The organism is Aerococcus loyolae, from assembly GCF_002871915.2.
GTDB classification, from domain to species: domain Bacteria; phylum Bacillota; class Bacilli; order Lactobacillales; family Aerococcaceae; genus Aerococcus; species Aerococcus loyolae.
This window is the reverse complement of the sequence record NZ_CP126958.1, coordinates 902,553-918,614: the sequence shown is the minus strand read 5'-3', so window position 1 is coordinate 918,614 and position 16,062 is coordinate 902,553. Positions and strand designations below refer to the sequence as shown.

Genomic DNA, 16,062 nt, shown 5'->3' with positions numbered 1-16,062 from the left:
GCCTTTATTATACAACATATCTAATTATTTTTTAGATTTTGCATCAATAATTTCTTTAAGGCCGCCCCATTCTTCTTTAAAGATATCAGGATTCATTTCTTTCAAGTCTTCGACAATTTCAGGTTCAAATTCCATTTGATCAAGAACATCTTTTTGGAGGTCAATTCCTGGTGCAATTTCAATTAAACGAACTTTACCTTCATGTAAGTCAAAGACAGCACGTTCAGTGACGTATAAGATATTTTGGTCGTTTTCTTGAGCATATTTACCAGAGAAACTTACTTGTTCTACTTCTTTTAAGAATTTAGGTCCACGACCTTGTTCATCAATGACTAATTTGCCGTCTTCGATGTGTGATTTACCACCAACAGTTAAAGTACCTACAAAGACAAGGTTCTTAGTGTTTTGAGAAATATTGATGAATCCACCTGGGCCAGGAACTTTAGGACCAAATTTTGTAACATTATTGTTACCATATTGGTCAATTTGTCCAATCCCTAATACAGAAAGGTCTAAACCGTTACCATCGTAGAAGTCAAATTGGTTAGCCATAGCAATAGATGCGTCAGCATTACGTGAAGCACCAAAGTCTAAGCCACCAGCAGCACTACCACCCCAGATACCCATCTCTAGAGTTGTCACGTATTCGTCAGCAACGCCTTCTTCTTGGGCAACAGAGGCCACCATGTCAGGCGTACCAATACCTAAGTTAATCACAGAATCAGGTTGTAATTCCATAGCTGCACGACGACCAATGACCTTACGTGAGGAAAGTGGTGCAGGTTTAACGCTGTCTACTGGAACATTGATTTTTCCAGCTAGCTCTGGGCTGTAGTAGGTACCCATGGTTTGGTAGTGATATTCTGGGTCAGCTACCACAATATAGTCAATTAAACCACCTGGTACCACAATGCTCTTAGGATCTAGAGAGTTGTTTTCAACAATTTGTTTTACTTGAGCAATAACGGTACCGCCTTTTTTCTTGGTTGCCATTGCTAATTCAAGTTGTTCAAGAATACAGGTCTCATCTTCAACATTCATGTTCCCTTTTTCATCAGCAAATGATCCACGGATGAAGGCAACATCAATATCAAAATCTGGATATTTTAACCATTCTTCGCCACCAAATTCCGCTAATTCAATCAGTTCTTCAGTGGTTTTTTCAGTCGCTTTAGCCCCTTCTAAACGAGGGTCAACATAAGTTTGTAAACCAACTTTGGTTAAGAAAGGTTTGTTACCAGCAATTGCACGATAAAGTTGAGTAAATACACCTTGTGGTAATAAGTAGGCTTCAACTTCGTTATTAACAACCTTGTCAACCATACCAGGTGAAGAACCAACGTGACCAGCAATGATACGTTTTACCAAACCATCTGCTAATAAGTGGTCAGCGCCACGGCCAGGTTTGTTGTTACCAATACCACAAGACCACATGAAAGTGATATCTTTAGGATGTTGTTCTTCTTCGTAACGTTCTTTAACCCCTACTAGTAAGTCTTCAGGCAAGCCCCCTAAACCAAAAGTACAAGTAGCTAATAGATCGTTATCTTTAATTAAATCAGCTGCTTCACGACTTGAAATAACTGGTTTCTTTTTACCCATTTATCTCTCTCCTTTTCTATAAATACATTTCTTTATCTTAATATAAAATTGTTGAAGCAATTAACATAGCGATTAAGGCAAGCAAGTGACCACCGTTAACCATTATAAATTGATGCATGAAAGCATTTTTTAAACTTAAGCCAGTCAAGTTGTTAAAGGTGATTGTCACTCCCGAATGAGGAACCACTGTAATCACAGCTGATGCAACAACTGCAATACGGTGAATCAATTCAGGTGCAATTCCCATCTCTAAATAAGTTGGTGCAAAGTTTTGCATGACGATACCCAGAGCCCCTGAACTAGAACCTGTAATCCCGCCAAGTAAAGCAGTTGCTACAGATAGTCCAATTAATGGGTTACCCGGGATAGACATAATCGCATCTTGAACCACACTGAATCCAGGAGCACTGGTTAATACTGATCCAAAAGCTACTGAGCTTGAGGTAGCAAAGGCTGATGGTACAGCACTATTAGCTCCATCATTCAATAATGAAGTTTGTTTTGGTAAATATTTCCGATATAAGAAGGCACTTAATAAGATACCCACAGTTAAAGCAATCAAAATAATATTTGGCACATCACTGAAGATTAAAATAATCGCAACTAAAGTAACCAAAGGTAAAATGGCTAATAAAATTGGAGGAATATTTTCTTCATCTGTTTCAGCGTCAAGATCAGCTTCTTCTCCAACTGATTCACCTTCACCAAGATAAGAATAGAAAGTTTCTCCTTTAGCTAGACTACGATTTAATTGAAACTTTAAGTAGGTCAGTCCAAAAGCAACCACAGTAATAACACCAATCATACTCAACACAGGAGCTGCTGTTAAAGTAGTCCCTAAGTAAGTCGTTGGTACCGCATTTTGAACTGAAGGTGTCCCTGGCAACATAGACATGGTTACGGTTGCCATTCCCAAGAATAAGGGAATAGGTAATAAGGACCAATTCACATTTAATTTTTTAAAGATCGGTCGAGCTAATGGAACTAAGGCAAACATAACCACAAATAAACTAATCCCACCGTAAGTTAATATTGCTGCAATACCAGCGAAAGCTACTAGCACAATAAAGGGATTATCTAAACCAACTTTGGCCAAAACCCAGTTAGCGATAGAAACAGTTGCATTACTTTTTTCCATATACTGAGCCAGAACTGCACCTAATAGGAAAATCGCAAAGTTTTTAATTAAGAAACCTGCAAGACCGGTCATATAAGAAGGTGCATCACCAATTAATGACCCAAAGATGTCCATTTGGTTAGTTAGAATAACAATTAATGTGGCTAGAGGAGCAGCTATAACAATGTTTAATCCTCTAACTGATAAATAAATAATTGCGATAATCGCAAGAAATATACCGATTACGCCAATAATTTCCATATATTTTCTCCTTGCTGTAAAAAAACATTATTAAAGGAACGGTTAACCGTTCCTTTAATTTTTATGCAGCGAGCGACATTACATGTTCATACCACCGTTAACTTGTAGTAATTGACCAGTGATATAACCTGAATCTGGTGAAGCTAAGAATTTCATTGCATTGGCAATGTCTTTTGGATAACCAATACGTTTTACCGGAATACCATCAATCATATTTTGTTTGATCTCTTCTGGAATAGCATCGGTCATTGGAGTTTCAATGAAACCAGGTGCAACGGCATTAACGGTAACACCTTTTGCAGCACCTTCACGGGCGATTGTCTTAGTCATACCGATAATACCTGCTTTTGAAGCGGAGTAGTTGGTTTGACCGAAGTTACCTTCAACCCCTGCTAAGGAAGAAGCGTTAACAATACGACCATACCCTGCGGCAGTCATGCGAATAAATGCTGCTTTAGAATAGTTAAATACACCTGTTAGGTTAGTTGCAATAACTTGATCCCATTGTTCTTTAGTCATTTTCTTCAATGAAGCATCACGGGTAATACCAGCATTGTTGATTAAAACATCAACTTTTCCGTATTTTTCAACAACATCGGCAATGATTTCCTCAGCACGGTCGAAATCAGATACATCTGCTTGATAAGCAACTGCTTTACCATTGCTTTCATTAATGGCTTCTGCTGTCTTTTGTGCAGTTTCTTCATTGAAATCAACAATGACTACTTGAGCACCATCTTGAGCGAATTCTTTAGCGATTTCAGCACCAATACCTTGGCCTGCGCCAGTAACTACAACAACTTGATCGTTAAACATTCGATCTTCCTCCTTTGAAATACCTAATGTATCAATTTATAGTTATAACGAGCTAAGTAACTACAAACCATTTCTTTTACATGCTTATTATATCGGAAAAGAAAGGAAAATAGAAATAATATATGAAAGCGCTATCAATAACTATATTGTTATAGCTAGCAAATTATGCTATACTATACACACCGTTAAGCATGCACTGACTATTTGGAGGTTTCTAAAAATGTCTAACATAACACCCTTAGTACTCATGGAAACAATTGTAGCCGAAGGTAATATTACTGCTGCTGCAGAAAAGCTCTATGTCTCTCAACCCTATTTAAGTAAAATGTTAAGCCGTTTAGAAGGTGAATATGGATTAGAATTTTTCACCCGTTTACCGCGTTCGGTTCAAATCACTTATGCCGGTGAACGTTATTTAGACCATTTGCGCAGAAAGCATGAAATCGACCTCGATATGCTAAGTGAATTTGATATGATCTCAAAAAACAAAAAAGGGAAAATTAAACTAGGAATTAATCCGGCCCTAGGTAGTAGTATCTTGCCTTTAATTATTCCACCCTTTCTTGATAAAAATCCCGAAATTAAATTTGAATTTTATGAAGAGGATGCCGATACCATTGATTCTTTAATCGAAAATCACATGATTGATATCGCTTTTGAAATGGCTCCTATGGAAAACAATGCTTTTCAACATCACTATGTCTATAGCGACCAGATGTATTTGATTGTCCCTAAAAATAACCCACTCTACCAAGAAAAATATGGAAGCGAGATCACCCATTTCCCCTACGATATTGAAAAATTAGATAATCTCCCCCTCGTCTTACTTCCCCATAATTTTGGCTTAAGACGCTTAGTGGATTTATTTTATAATCGTAAAAGGCTAAAACAAAATGTCATTTTGGAAACTTCCACTGTCTATTCGGCAGTCGGTTTAACAAGAAAAGGAGTAGGGGCTACCTTTGTACCAGTTACAGGGATGTCTTGGCCAACTTTTAATGACTGTAACGTCTTTGTTTTTGATAGTGATATTTTTAAGTGTGACTATGTATTCTCTCATCGTCAAGATCGTTCCCTAGCACCAACCATCGTTGAATTTATTCGATCATCAACGGATATTCTTCGCGAACTCAGTCCAAAATTTACCTTCTCCACCAATAAAGATTAATAAAAAGCTCCCCGACTTATACAAAGTTTGGGGAGCTTTTCGCTTGTAAGCTACGCCTTAATTTCTAAATGACTAACGATTTTTGTAGTTAGGTTCCCGTTTTTCTTTGAAAGCTTTAATCCCTTCAGCAGCATCTTCAGTTTTGAAGTTATCAATAAAGACTTCGGTTTCAAAGGCTAAAGCTTCATCGATAGGTAGGTGAGCCCCATCATTAATGGCACGTTTAGCTGCTTGTAAACCTTGTGGGGAGTTCTTAGCCATTTTTTCAGCAATCTTAGTTGCTTCTTCTTGCAGGCTGTCAGATGGAAAGACATTTTGAACTAAGCCAACTTCTTTAGCTTCTTCAGCTTTCAATGGTCTACCGGTATAAATTAATGATTTCGCATTAGCAACACCAATTAAACGTTGAAGTGTTTGGGTACCGCCCCCACCAGGGATAATACCGATGCCAATTTCTGGTAAGGCAATATTTAATTTTTCACCAGCAATCCGATAGTCAGCAAAGAGTGACATTTCACAACCACCACCGCGAACAATGCCATCATAAACATAGATTACGGGTTTTTTAGCATAGTAGAAGCAGGAGTAGTTACGTTTAGACACCTTACAGTAATTTTCAATTCCGTTTTCTTCCTCTTGAGTTGCTAGCATTTCATCGAGATCCATCCCAGCAGAGAAGATTTTTCCTTCTTTTTGCATAACCATTGTGAAGTAAATAACACTTACTTCATCGTTGTTATCCATTTCATGAACAGCGTCTTCAATCAATTGTAAGTGTTCCATTTCCAAGATGTTTAACGGGTCATTTCTTAGAATAATTTTCCCCACTTTATTCTCAACTTTAGTCTCAACAACTGACATTTGAGTCACTCCTTCTAAAAATATTGTGTTTGTTTTCACAACTACATTATCTCACGCAGAAAGCCCTTTCACAAATTCCTTTTCTTTAGTATAGCGATAACTATTTCTTTATGTCAAATGTTTGCTATACTTGAGATAATGATTACTCACTAGAAAGGTATGATCGTATGTTAAACTTGTGTCCCGGACCCACTCATATCTCCCAAGCCGTTCTTAAAGCCTATGGTCAAGCAAAAACTAATCCTGATATTGACCACAAGTACACCCAATATCAACGTCAGGTTGAAAACCAGATATCACAGTTATTACATACCAAAGCTGTCTCTTTTTTTATGGTGGGTGAAGCCCTATTGGCTCTAGAAGCTGCTGTCAATTCTATCATCCAACCAGGAGACCGGGTTTTGGTGATTAGTAACGGGGTTTATGGCCAAGGTTTTCAAGACTTCGTCAACTTTGTTAAGGCAGAGGTAGTGCTCTATGAAAGTGACTGGCGCCGTGGGATTAATTTGAATGACTTAAAAGCCTTTCTAGAAAACGACCACGATTTTCAGGTGGCAACTTTCGTCCATTGTGAAACCCCCACCGGCATCACTAATGATATTCATGGCATCGGTCAAATCTTAAATAGCTATAATATTCTTTCTATAGTCGATTCAGTTTCCGCAATTGGCGGAGAATATATTAACTTTGACCAAGCTAAAGTGGATGTCTTACTAGGTGGTAGTCAAAAATGCTTTTCCGCTCCTGTAGGCCTGGCTAGTGTCACCCTTTCCAAACGTGCCATAGAGCATATGGAAAATCGTCATTCCCCTATCCCTAGCTTTTACGCCAATTTCCAATCTTATCTCAGCTTTGACGATCCGCATTTCGACTTTCCTTATACAATGAATGACCAGGCCATTTATGCCATGGATGTAGCTATTAAACAAGCAATTGACAGTGATTTTGCCAACAAGCATCAAAAATGGGCTGAAGCTACCCGACAATTATTTAAAGAAGCCGGTTTTGAACTATATGCTAAAGACCATGCCTCAAATACATTAACCAGTGTTTTACTCCCTGAATCAGTTTCAAGCCTGGATGTGATGAAATTAGTAAAGGACGAAGGTATTTTAATTACTAAAGGCGATGGTCCCCAAGGCGAAAGGCTGCTGCGAATTGCCCATATGGGAAGTAATATGGAAGTCAAATATTTTCAAAAAATGTACCACGCCCTAGACAAATCCTTTCATCATTTAGGTATAAAATACCAAGGCGAGCTAGAAGAAAAGTTTATGTTAAGTGACATTGCTAAAAACTATTAAAAAAACGGAGATTCATAAAAAGTGAATCTCCATTTTTTATTACATTATGTTATTAACTCTTCCCTAGCTTAATTTTTAAAGAATTACGGGAAAACCACTTGAACTAAGAACATATAAGATAGGGTTCCGCCAGCAATACTCAGTAAAGAGCGGTGGGTCTTAGCCTGAAGCAAAATTGTCACTAGGATAGCAATCAGTTCAGGTAAGGCATAGGGATAAGCCAAGGGGGTACTTGATTGTAGGGAATAAACCACTAAGAGGCTAATGGCAGCGGCAGGAAGAACCTTACCTAAATAAGTGACAAAACGAGGAGGTACTTGATTTTTCGAAAAAACCACAAAGACAATAAAACGGGTTAAGGCTGTTCCCAAGGCCAAGAGAATGACCGTTATTAACTGTTGGTTAAAGCTCATCTTTCTTCCTCCTCACGTATAAAAACAAAAAAGAATATGGCAATAATAATTAACATTGCTGGAATCAAGAAGCTATTGGGGCCAAAAATAAATAAACAAATTAATCCAGTGGCTAAAGCAATGATTTGTGGCCTATGATTAGCGCTTCCTTGCCATTGGTCGACAAAAATACTTACAAACAAGGCTGTTAAAATAAATTCAATTCCTCTTAGGCTAAAGCTGATAAAATTTCCTAAGAAAATCCCTAGAACTGTTCCAATAATCCAGTAAAGCTGGTCTAATAAACTGATCAAAAAGTAGACCCAAGACTTATCAATATGGTCGGGAACTTTAACCGAAGCTGTCAGCGAAAAGGTTTCATCAGACAAAGCAAAAATGCTATAGTATTTTTTCCAACCTAGGGACTGATAACTTTCTAACATGGTAATGCCGTAAAACATGTGTCTCGCATTCACCATAACAGCCAGCATAAAAGCGGCAAAGGGATCATAGGCTCCCAATAATACATTGATGCCGGCAAATTGAATCGAGCCCCCATAAACAATTAGGCTCATTAAAATAGTTAACAGGGGGTGAATCCCTGAACTTGTTGCTAATAAACCAAAGGATAATGACAAAAATAAATAACCCATCATAATCGGGATGGTTTTGGGAAAGGCAAATTTAAGCGCTTCTTTCATTTTCAAACCTCTTTTCTACGTTAAATGGTTCTATCATACAGGATAATATAGTTATAAAGGAAAATAAATCACAGAAAGATCATCCAGTTATGATCTTTTCCAATCAGTCCTGATAGTCTTAGCTAACTTAGCCAATAATAAGAAAAAAAACTGGGACATATGCCCAGTTTCTTTTATAAGTAAGAATTTGTGGTTAAGAATAGACTTCTTCTTTTAAAACAGCAATATTAGGATAGTTTCTCAATTGGCCCTTATAATCTAGCCCGTAACCGACTACAAACTTATCAGGAATTTCAAAGCCGATCCAGTCCGCTTGAAAATCTTTTTTGCGTCGACTGGGTTTATCCAACAAAGAAACGGTTTTTATGGAAGCTGCTTGGCGGGATTTTAAAACCTTATACAGATAGCTTAAAGTTCTCCCAGTATCAACAATATCTTCAACAAACAGGATATGACGCCCTTTTGCAGGGACCGATAAATCTTTTATTATTTTCACTTCGCCACTAGATTCAAAGGCATCACCGTAACTAGAAACATCCATAAAGTCAATTTCAAGAAGGATATCCATTTGTTTCATTAAATCAGCCATAAAGGGCATGCCCCCCTTTAAGACACAGACAAGTAAAGGATTCTTATCCTGATACTCTTGGGCAATATCTTTAGCTAATTCTTCAATACGTTTCAATAATTCCGCTTGGGGAATAAGTATTTCTTCCATTAAATTATCCATTAAAAAAGCTCCTAATTCTCTAATCTCTTATTCACTCTTGTGATCCTATAATAACAGATAAAAGATAAAGGCGCAGAAAAAGTTGAGAACTTTAGCTTTAACTGTGACTAATTTAAGCCTTTTTCTTAGAAGAATCATAAACATTGATCCCTAGGCGTTTTTGCATTTTATAAAGCAAACCGGTTTGCCGTAAGGTGACTAAGAAGAAATAGGCTAAGACACCACCAATAATTGTTGCAATTAAAAAACTTGGCACATAAAACAACCAGGTAATCCCTGTTTTTCCTAATAAAAGCGCCATTACTGGATAAGAAGCAATGGCCCCGATAATCCCTGTGCCGATAACTTCACCAATCACACAGGCAAGGATAGAGCCATCAAAGAGACGATATAGTATTCCCGAAAGCACAGCACCAAAAACTTGGCCAGTAAGCGCTAATGGAGGCACCGAAAAAAGACTCATCCGGATAATTGCAGTCAGAATTGCATTTAACAAACTATACCAAGGTCCCAATAAGACCGAACAAACCACATTAACAAAGTGGGCAGTTGGGGCAAAACCCTCCACGCGAAAAATCGGTGAAATAACTAACCCAATGGCCACAAACATCGCTACCGTTACTAGAATCAATGGACTTGATTTTTTACTCATAAAATCCCTCCTAAAAGATAAAGGAGAGCACAAAAAAAAGACTACCTACGCAAGCATTACCTTGATCAGGTTACAGGGTCGATATACATCCTCTCAGCCGTGGCTCCCCTAATTAATAGTATTTTACCTACTCATCATATGTCATAAATAAAAATTAAACAAGCCTTTTTACCTATCTTTTAAAGACCTAACTAAACAAAAAGCCCTTAGCTTTTATGCTAAGGGTCATCCCAAAAAGTGTTAACTTCTTTCTATTCGTTCTTAGTGTTCTGGCGCATGGTAAACATAAATGTTCTCATCATAAATCCCCATACGGGTAAAAGTCTGATGGGTAATAATAGAAATCGCCAAAGGCACTACCACATAGGTTAGGCAGAGGACCAAAATATTAACCAAGGTATTACCATCCATAAAGTAATAGGCGTTGATTGGTCCAGATAAACCCGTGATACCAAAACCAGCTGATTCTGTAGTCCCTTGAATATTAAATAAATAACCAAAGAGCCCTACTACCCCTGCATTAATCACAATAGGTAGAGTCATTTTTAGGTTTTGTAAGTAATTGGCCATAAATAATTTTGGCCCAGCAAATAATAAAGAAAAAGTAATCCCATTACTGTTAACCCGTGAAGAAGCATAGAGAAAAGTAAATACAACCGCTACAATCCCTAAGTTAGCTGCCCCAGCCGCTAGACCACTAATGGACACCCCGTAAGCAATCGCAACACTGGATAGAGGCGTAACGATGATAATGGCAAAGGCAATAGCGATTAAAATAGCCATAATTAATGGTTGGATCTCTGTGAGATGAGCAATCCCCTGCCCTAAAAGTAAAGTCAGTTGACTAACCAAGGGTAGGATTAAACGACCAATAAAACCTGGTAAAATTCCGCCCAGTAAAGGAAGAACCACAATATTGAGACTCTGCCAGCGATTATTATAAAGTTTAATAAAAATAGCAGCAATAAAGACGGTGATAATGGTATTAATTAAGTCTCCCGTTCCCTTAAGTGCCCAAGCCCCATCGACTAAACGAGCTGCTCCACTCCCTAGAAAAGCAGCTCCTGCTAATGCAGCCGTTTCCATACCTTTCATGTTTAACTGTAGGGCCGCAAAAAGACCAACTAAAAAGGGTACGGCAAATTGAAAGGCTTGAATAGAGCCAGCAAAGTCAGCCAAAACCCCCGGCGTACCGAGCCAAGACCGAGTCAAAGCACCTAATATGGCACTAGGAATCAAACCGATAACAATACCTGTCGATGCCCCATTTAAAACTTGGTTAAAGATATCCTTAATTTTTAATTTCTGCATAAATTAACCTTCCTTCTTTAAAGTATTTTTAATATCTTATCATGAAAACATGATAAAATCTTAAAGTTTTCACCAAAGCATGAAATAAATAAAAAGATTATTTACTTTTATATTATATATTAATACTAAAAAAGGGCAGCATTTGGCTGCCCTAATTTACATGATCCAATGATTATAGATATACGCCAATACTTCTTGCATAACAAAGCAATATACCTTGTCCCCTGAATGATCTCTTTTGTAATAGTTTTTAAGATACATGGTCGTTTACCCAGGTCAGACATTTTCACTTCACTTTGAATTTCTTCTTTGCTTCATTTGTTGAATGAAACTAGAACACTTTTAGCTAGGGGTCATAAGGAAAGACCAGAATTTTAAACGAGTTTGTTAAACCACTTGATCTCTCTTAATTAACTGTTAATTGAAACTCTTTTTTAAATGAAAATGAATTTAATTAGCTAATAATATAAGAGAGACAGCCACCCTAGTGAGAAGTTTTCTCTGCCAATAAGACGGCTTAACCTATGATTTTAAAAGTAATCTATCCCCCAATTGCTAAGGTAGATTACATACTATTTGCAAAACTCTAGATATCATTAAGCCCATTCTTCTTGACCTCTTCAAAATACATCTTGTCTGGCTATTTATCTTTCATTTTCCTGAATAATTTTATTCCCTATCCATTTAAACGAACCTTCAAATCCTCACTGTCCATTCCCAGGGCAGCAGCCATTTCATCATTTACCTTAATGACCATGTCCTTAGAAGATTCCACTGGAATGTCTTCTGGTTTTTTATTCCCTTTCAGAATATCTACTGCCATATTTCCAGTTTGTTGGCCTAATTTATAGTAGTCTACCCCATAGGCACATAGGGAACCTTCGATAGCGGCATCGAAAGCAGCAACTGATGGTGTCTTGGTTTCCATTAGGACCTTACCAATGGTTTGAATGGTATTAGCAATAGTATTATCGGTTGGTAGATAGATGCCATCTACTTTTTCCGCCAAGATTTTAGTCGCTTGTTGCACATCATTGGTTGACGTTACCGTCATACTTTCGACCTTTAGGCCCTTGGATTCGATATATTCCTTGGCTTGTTCATATTGAACTTGCGCGTTCATTTCACTTGAGTTATACAAGATACCAATCGTTTTTATGCTTGGATCAGCCTTTAATAATAAATTAACAACATCGGCAACAGGGGTCATGTTACTAGTGCCGGTCATATTTTTACCGGGTTTTTCCTTACTTTCAACTAATTTAGCACCGACCGGATCAGTCACTGCGGTAAATAATTGCGGGGTTTTCTTGTCAGTGTTCAGCATGGCTTGTGCAGCTGGAGTAGCAATACTTAAAATCAGGTCCTTTTTCCCCTTTAATTGTTGGGTAATGCTTTGCAAGTTAGACTGGTCACCTTGGGAGTTATGGAATTCAATTTCTAAATTCTTGCCTTCTTCATAACCAGCCTCTTTCAAGCTATCTTGGAAACCTTCCTTAGCTTTTTGTAGGGAATCGTGTTCCATGTATTGAATGATACCCACATCGACTTTATCTTTACTACCTTCCTTGCCTTGGTTTGAACAAGCGGCTAATGTACAGGTTAATAGACCTGCTGCTAGATAACATAAATATTTTTTCATGATTTTTCCTCCATTATTCGATATAAAACGGTTAACTTTCTATTTTTTCTGATTGTTAAACAGACCTTCCATACTATCACTCCCCTAAAAGGTATAAAAAAAGCCCACCTAGTTTGGAAAAAACTAAATGGGCTGAATAATAGCATATATTAATAGTGGTATAGCCCATTTAGAATTTATCCATTCTATGAGGGCTAGACACGCTTAAGATCCTTAGCCATCATAGATACAAACTTGAGTTTGACGTTTGTATCTATGATGTTTCATAGTACAAACGCTATCTAAAATAGCTAAAGTAAAATCGTACATTTTGATAAGAAGAGCATGCGCTCTGGTTGATAAGGTATTTAACTAACATGATTACATGCTCCTTTCTTAAGCTGTTGAAGTAATATTAAACAATTTTTAAGATAAAGTCAACTTATAATTTAAAATATAAGATTTTATTTGCTAAAAGTAAGCTGTAATATGAGGTGCATAAAGATGGGTAAGTCAAATAAACAGTGATTCTCTATACTTAAAAGTATCAAAAATCAAGAAATGGTAAGCAATAGAGTAACTATTACCACTGTCGTTTTGAAATCTGCTTTAAATTTATGAGGCTTAGGGCATTACAATTTCCCCTCCTTAAATTATTTATAAAATAACCAAACTCCATTGCTATCCCAATAGACTGGTTTAATGCTATCATTTGGAGCTCTACAAAATAAAATATGAAAACTGACCGGATTAATTTTTAACGCTTTTAAACAATAGTTTTTGTGAATCAATTCTTTTCTTCAAACCATTTTTTACCTAGGTGATATAAAATATGTTTAAAAATAATCGATATTAATAATCTTAATAAAAAAAGCCATAACTATTTTGTGCTATGACTTTAACTATAAAAATTTTCATCAATACTATTTGACAAAGAAAGTTATTCTCTCGCTTTAAATTGCAGACTAAGCAATACAAGATTTTTTTAGTACGTAAACTTATCATTCTCGCTTTTAAATTTTACCTAGGCACAACTCTAACCTAGCCACAATAGGATTTTTTATTTACGGTCTCGCTCTCGAATAGCTTTTTCAAGGTCATAATGATAATTAGGATCAATTTCCCGATCGATTTCTTGAAAAGCTTGCCCAATTTGCTGGTCAATTTCCTTGAGTTCTTCTTTTGATAACTTTTTACCAGCAGGCAAATAGATAGGTTTTCCCACTCTGAACTTTACCCGATTTTTTGCCTTTCTTGAAAAGAGTCCAGAAATATGAATCGGGCCTTGATAGGCAACAGGTAAGATATTAACCTTGCCCATCTTTGCTAAGACAGCTGCTCCATCCTTAATTTCTGTCGAATAACGGGATCCAGTAGGGAAAAGTCCAACGTTGTCCTCACCCTTTTTAAGTTCGGTTACCGCCGATTTTAAGGAAACCATGCTAGGATTTTCCCGATCGACTGGCATAACGCCTAAGTGGTCTAAGCACCAATTCACCAAGGAAGATGAAAATAGTTCCTGTTTGGCTAAGAAATGAACCGGTTTAGGTAAGGTATGGATACCGATAATTACCGGATCAAGTACACTACGATGGGGAGCAACAATTAAATATTGTTGGTCAGGATCATAGTCTTCATGATAGGAAAGCTCCGGTTTCCCATTAACAATTCGAATTAAGCCTTTAACCAAGTAAGCCATAAAGTTATAAAACCACATGATTGTCACCTCGCTAGGATTTTCAAGCATCAACTAAGCTAGCCATTTAAAATAGATAAAAGAAATAGAGGCTGGAATTCCTCCAACCTCCTAGAGATTATTTTTTCGTTTTTTTCATGGAATTAATAATTTGTTGGACACGTTTTTCGGAAGGTTTTTGCCCCATTTGTGCCATCATCGTCCGAATCATATCAGCTGAAATTGGTGGGTTATCTTGGAAATAGTTCATCATATAACGACGAGCAATAAAGAAACCTAAGATCATACCGATAATCAAAGTAATAATGATAATAATAATCCAAGCAAAATTTGACATGAATGATTTCCCCCTCTATATAAACATCTTTTTAATTGTACTAAAAATTATCTAACTTGCCAAGTTTAAGAAAATTATAGCCCCCAGGCTTTACTCCTCCAACTGTAAAACATAGTTGGGTAAGACCTTATTTAATATAGTCATAAAGCTCTTAGGCGGCTTAACCTGAAAGCGAAGTTTTTCTTTGGTGATTGGGTGATTGAATGATAATTCATAGGCATGGAGACACTGTCCCTGCTGACTAAAAAATCGCTGCTGATAAGCTTTGGCATAGAGTGGGTCATCGACAACAGGATGGTCCAAGTAAGCTAAGTGGGCCCTGATCTGGTGGGTACGGCCAGTTTCCAAGCTTAAGCGCAACAAGGCATAATCTTCTGTTCGAGCGATTTGCTTGAAATGGGTCACTGCTTCTTTACCTAATGGGTCGCCTACATAGCGCATCCGGTCTTTGGGATGACGACGCAAGGGGATATCAATCGCCCCCTGCTTATCCGGCAAATAACCATAAATCAGGGCGAGGTATTTTCTATCCACTTGGTGATTAGCCAAGTCTTCCAGCAAAGCTTGATAAGCTTGGTCTGATTTAGCGACTACCATTAGACCACTGGTATCTTTATCCAGCCGATGAACAATTCCTGGTCGATAATAATCGCCTAAGTCACTCAGGGTAAAATGATTTTTTTGGGCATAGGCTAATAAGGCATTGACCAAGGTTCCGCTTAAATGGCCCTTGGAGGGATGAACGACCATTCCTTTGGCTTTATTAATCACTAGCAGGTCTTTATCTTCATAAACGATGTCTAGGTCAAGCGACTCTCCCACTATCGGAAGCTTTTGTTCTTCCTCAATCGCTAAGGAGATCTTATCCATAGGGTTTAAACGGTAACTGGGCTTAACTACTTGCTTATTCACTTTTACTTGACCCGTTTTAATCCATTGGGCGATCTCACTACGGCTATAACTATCTAAACGCTGACTCAAATAACGATCCAAACGAAGACTCTTATCATCATGATATTCATAACTTTTCTCAAGCATGAAATCACTCCTCTTTTGATTCAAAGAATAATAAATAAATGATAAAGAAAATAACTCCCAAACTCAAACAAGTATCCGCAAAATTAAATACAGGAAAATCCATAAAGTCTAGTTTAAACATATCCACGACATAGCCCAAGCGAACGCGGTCAATAAAATTCCCAATAGCCCCTGCAAGCAAAAAAGATAAACTTGTCACATATAAAGGATGACGGACATTGTCATGGTGATAATAATAAATGATTAGGCCACTAACAAGTAAAGTAATGGGAATAAATAACCACATATGACCAGCAAGCATTCCCCAGGCTGCCCCACGGTTTTGTAAATAATGTAAGGATAAAAGATTGGGAATAAAAGGAATCGTTTCATTTAAGGCGATATGATTCACCGTCCACGCTTTTATCATTTGATCAATAATGACTAAGATAACGCTTAAGAGATAAAAAAACATG

Annotated in this window: 16 protein-coding genes; 2 read left to right on the top strand and 14 right to left on the bottom strand. The window is 37.3% G+C overall.

The window, feature by feature from the left end; all coding sequences use genetic code 11:
- Window positions 1–24: 24 nt before the first annotated feature.
- The 3 genes from CJ190_RS04215 to fabG form a co-directional block, all read right to left on the bottom strand.
- Window positions 25–1,602, bottom strand: a complete 1,578-nt coding sequence (locus tag CJ190_RS04215) for an acyl CoA:acetate/3-ketoacid CoA transferase (RefSeq protein WP_064292388.1) — start codon at window positions 1,600–1,602, stop codon at window positions 25–27.
- A gap of 37 nt (window positions 1,603–1,639) precedes the next feature.
- Window positions 1,640–2,980: a GntP family permease gene (locus CJ190_RS04210; protein WP_064292387.1), complete on the bottom strand. Its 1,341-nt coding sequence runs from the start codon at window positions 2,978–2,980 to the stop codon at window positions 1,640–1,642.
- A gap of 78 nt (window positions 2,981–3,058) precedes the next feature.
- Window positions 3,059–3,796: a 3-oxoacyl-ACP reductase FabG gene (fabG, locus tag CJ190_RS04205; RefSeq protein ID WP_070597939.1), complete on the bottom strand. Its 738-nt coding sequence runs from the start codon at window positions 3,794–3,796 to the stop codon at window positions 3,059–3,061.
- A 220-nt stretch (window positions 3,797–4,016) separates the two neighbouring features.
- Here fabG and CJ190_RS04200 point away from each other — a divergent pair, with 220 nt between their 5' ends.
- Entirely contained in the window at window positions 4,017–4,964 is a 948-nt protein-coding gene (locus tag CJ190_RS04200) for a LysR family transcriptional regulator (RefSeq protein WP_064292385.1), read from the top strand.
- 72 nt (window positions 4,965–5,036) lie between these two features.
- On the opposite strand, the gene CJ190_RS04195 is transcribed toward CJ190_RS04200, so the two are convergent.
- Window positions 5,037–5,825: an enoyl-CoA hydratase/isomerase family protein gene (locus tag CJ190_RS04195; RefSeq protein ID WP_060778196.1), complete on the bottom strand. Its 789-nt coding sequence runs from the start codon at window positions 5,823–5,825 to the stop codon at window positions 5,037–5,039.
- 167 nt (window positions 5,826–5,992) lie between these two features.
- Between CJ190_RS04195 and CJ190_RS04190 the strand changes: the two genes are divergently transcribed.
- Window positions 5,993–7,129 carry a pyridoxal-phosphate-dependent aminotransferase family protein gene (locus CJ190_RS04190; protein WP_064292384.1) on the top strand — a complete coding sequence of 379 codons (1,137 nt, stop codon included), beginning with the start codon at window positions 5,993–5,995 and terminating at the stop codon, window positions 7,127–7,129.
- 83 nt (window positions 7,130–7,212) lie between these two features.
- Here the strand turns inward: CJ190_RS04190 and CJ190_RS04185 are convergent, their stop codons facing one another.
- The 10 genes from CJ190_RS04185 to lspA form a co-directional block, all read right to left on the bottom strand.
- A complete protein-coding gene (locus tag CJ190_RS04185) occupies window positions 7,213–7,542 on the bottom strand; it encodes a branched-chain amino acid transporter permease (protein WP_064293593.1) in 330 nt (109 codons plus the stop codon).
- Window positions 7,539–8,222 carry an AzlC family ABC transporter permease gene (locus tag CJ190_RS04180; protein WP_064293592.1) on the bottom strand — a complete coding sequence of 228 codons (684 nt, stop codon included), beginning with the start codon at window positions 8,220–8,222 and terminating at the stop codon, window positions 7,539–7,541. The genes CJ190_RS04185 and CJ190_RS04180 overlap by 4 nt, the downstream gene beginning before the upstream one ends.
- Window positions 8,223–8,415: 193 nt before the next feature.
- Window positions 8,416–8,952 (bottom strand): hypoxanthine phosphoribosyltransferase, encoded by a 537-nt coding sequence (gene hpt / locus CJ190_RS04175; protein WP_060778192.1) that lies wholly within the window; start codon window positions 8,950–8,952, stop codon window positions 8,416–8,418.
- 112 nt (window positions 8,953–9,064) lie between these two features.
- Window positions 9,065–9,604, bottom strand: coding sequence for an energy coupling factor transporter S component ThiW (gene thiW / locus CJ190_RS04170; RefSeq protein WP_064293591.1), 540 nt, complete (start codon window positions 9,602–9,604; stop codon window positions 9,065–9,067).
- 261 nt (window positions 9,605–9,865) lie between these two features.
- Complete coding sequence (locus tag CJ190_RS04165) at window positions 9,866–10,915, bottom strand: PTS transporter subunit IIC (RefSeq protein WP_064293590.1); 1,050 nt, start codon at window positions 10,913–10,915, stop codon at window positions 9,866–9,868.
- Window positions 10,916–11,591: 676 nt separating this feature from the next.
- Entirely contained in the window at window positions 11,592–12,557 is a 966-nt protein-coding gene (locus CJ190_RS04160) for an ABC transporter substrate-binding protein (RefSeq protein ID WP_101562025.1), read from the bottom strand.
- Between the two features lie 1,039 nt (window positions 12,558–13,596).
- Entirely contained in the window at window positions 13,597–14,253 is a 657-nt protein-coding gene (locus CJ190_RS04155; RefSeq protein ID WP_064293080.1) for a lysophospholipid acyltransferase family protein, read from the bottom strand.
- A 97-nt stretch (window positions 14,254–14,350) separates the two neighbouring features.
- Window positions 14,351–14,569 carry a YneF family protein gene (locus CJ190_RS04150; protein WP_013669734.1) on the bottom strand — a complete coding sequence of 73 codons (219 nt, stop codon included), beginning with the start codon at window positions 14,567–14,569 and terminating at the stop codon, window positions 14,351–14,353.
- A gap of 90 nt (window positions 14,570–14,659) precedes the next feature.
- A complete protein-coding gene (locus CJ190_RS04145; protein ID WP_064293081.1) occupies window positions 14,660–15,607 on the bottom strand; it encodes an RluA family pseudouridine synthase in 948 nt (315 codons plus the stop codon).
- Window positions 15,608–15,611: 4 nt separating this feature from the next.
- Window positions 15,612–16,061: a signal peptidase II gene (lspA, locus tag CJ190_RS04140; protein ID WP_082888674.1), complete on the bottom strand. Its 450-nt coding sequence runs from the start codon at window positions 16,059–16,061 to the stop codon at window positions 15,612–15,614.
- Window position 16,062: the final 1 nt, after the last annotated feature.

Excerpts from the sequence above, each read along its gene's own strand:
- hpt (WP_060778192.1), bottom strand. The coding sequence starts at position 8,952 with ATGGATAATTTAATGGAAGAAATACTTATTCCCCAAGCGGAATTATTG.
- CJ190_RS04145 (WP_064293081.1), bottom strand. The coding sequence starts at position 15,607 with ATGCTTGAGAAAAGTTATGAATATCATGATGATAAGAGTCTTCGTTTG.
- thiW (WP_064293591.1), bottom strand. The coding sequence starts at position 9,604 with ATGAGTAAAAAATCAAGTCCATTGATTCTAGTAACGGTAGCGATGTTT.
- CJ190_RS04155 (WP_064293080.1), bottom strand. The coding sequence starts at position 14,253 with ATGTGGTTTTATAACTTTATGGCTTACTTGGTTAAAGGCTTAATTCGA.
- CJ190_RS04165 (WP_064293590.1), bottom strand. The coding sequence starts at position 10,915 with ATGCAGAAATTAAAAATTAAGGATATCTTTAACCAAGTTTTAAATGGG.
- CJ190_RS04150 (WP_013669734.1), bottom strand. The coding sequence starts at position 14,569 with ATGTCAAATTTTGCTTGGATTATTATTATCATTATTACTTTGATTATC.
- lspA (WP_082888674.1), bottom strand. The coding sequence starts at position 16,061 with ATGTTTTTTTATCTCTTAAGCGTTATCTTAGTCATTATTGATCAAATG.
- fabG (WP_070597939.1), bottom strand. The coding sequence starts at position 3,796 with ATGTTTAACGATCAAGTTGTTGTAGTTACTGGCGCAGGCCAAGGTATT.
- CJ190_RS04160 (WP_101562025.1), bottom strand. The coding sequence starts at position 12,557 with ATGAAAAAATATTTATGTTATCTAGCAGCAGGTCTATTAACCTGTACA.
- CJ190_RS04180 (WP_064293592.1), bottom strand. The coding sequence starts at position 8,222 with ATGAAAGAAGCGCTTAAATTTGCCTTTCCCAAAACCATCCCGATTATG.
- CJ190_RS04190 (WP_064292384.1), top strand. The coding sequence starts at position 5,993 with ATGTTAAACTTGTGTCCCGGACCCACTCATATCTCCCAAGCCGTTCTT.
- CJ190_RS04185 (WP_064293593.1), bottom strand. The coding sequence starts at position 7,542 with ATGAGCTTTAACCAACAGTTAATAACGGTCATTCTCTTGGCCTTGGGA.
- CJ190_RS04210 (WP_064292387.1), bottom strand. The coding sequence starts at position 2,980 with ATGGAAATTATTGGCGTAATCGGTATATTTCTTGCGATTATCGCAATT.
- CJ190_RS04215 (WP_064292388.1), bottom strand. The coding sequence starts at position 1,602 with ATGGGTAAAAAGAAACCAGTTATTTCAAGTCGTGAAGCAGCTGATTTA.
- CJ190_RS04200 (WP_064292385.1), top strand. The coding sequence starts at position 4,017 with ATGTCTAACATAACACCCTTAGTACTCATGGAAACAATTGTAGCCGAA.
- CJ190_RS04195 (WP_060778196.1), bottom strand. The coding sequence starts at position 5,825 with ATGTCAGTTGTTGAGACTAAAGTTGAGAATAAAGTGGGGAAAATTATT.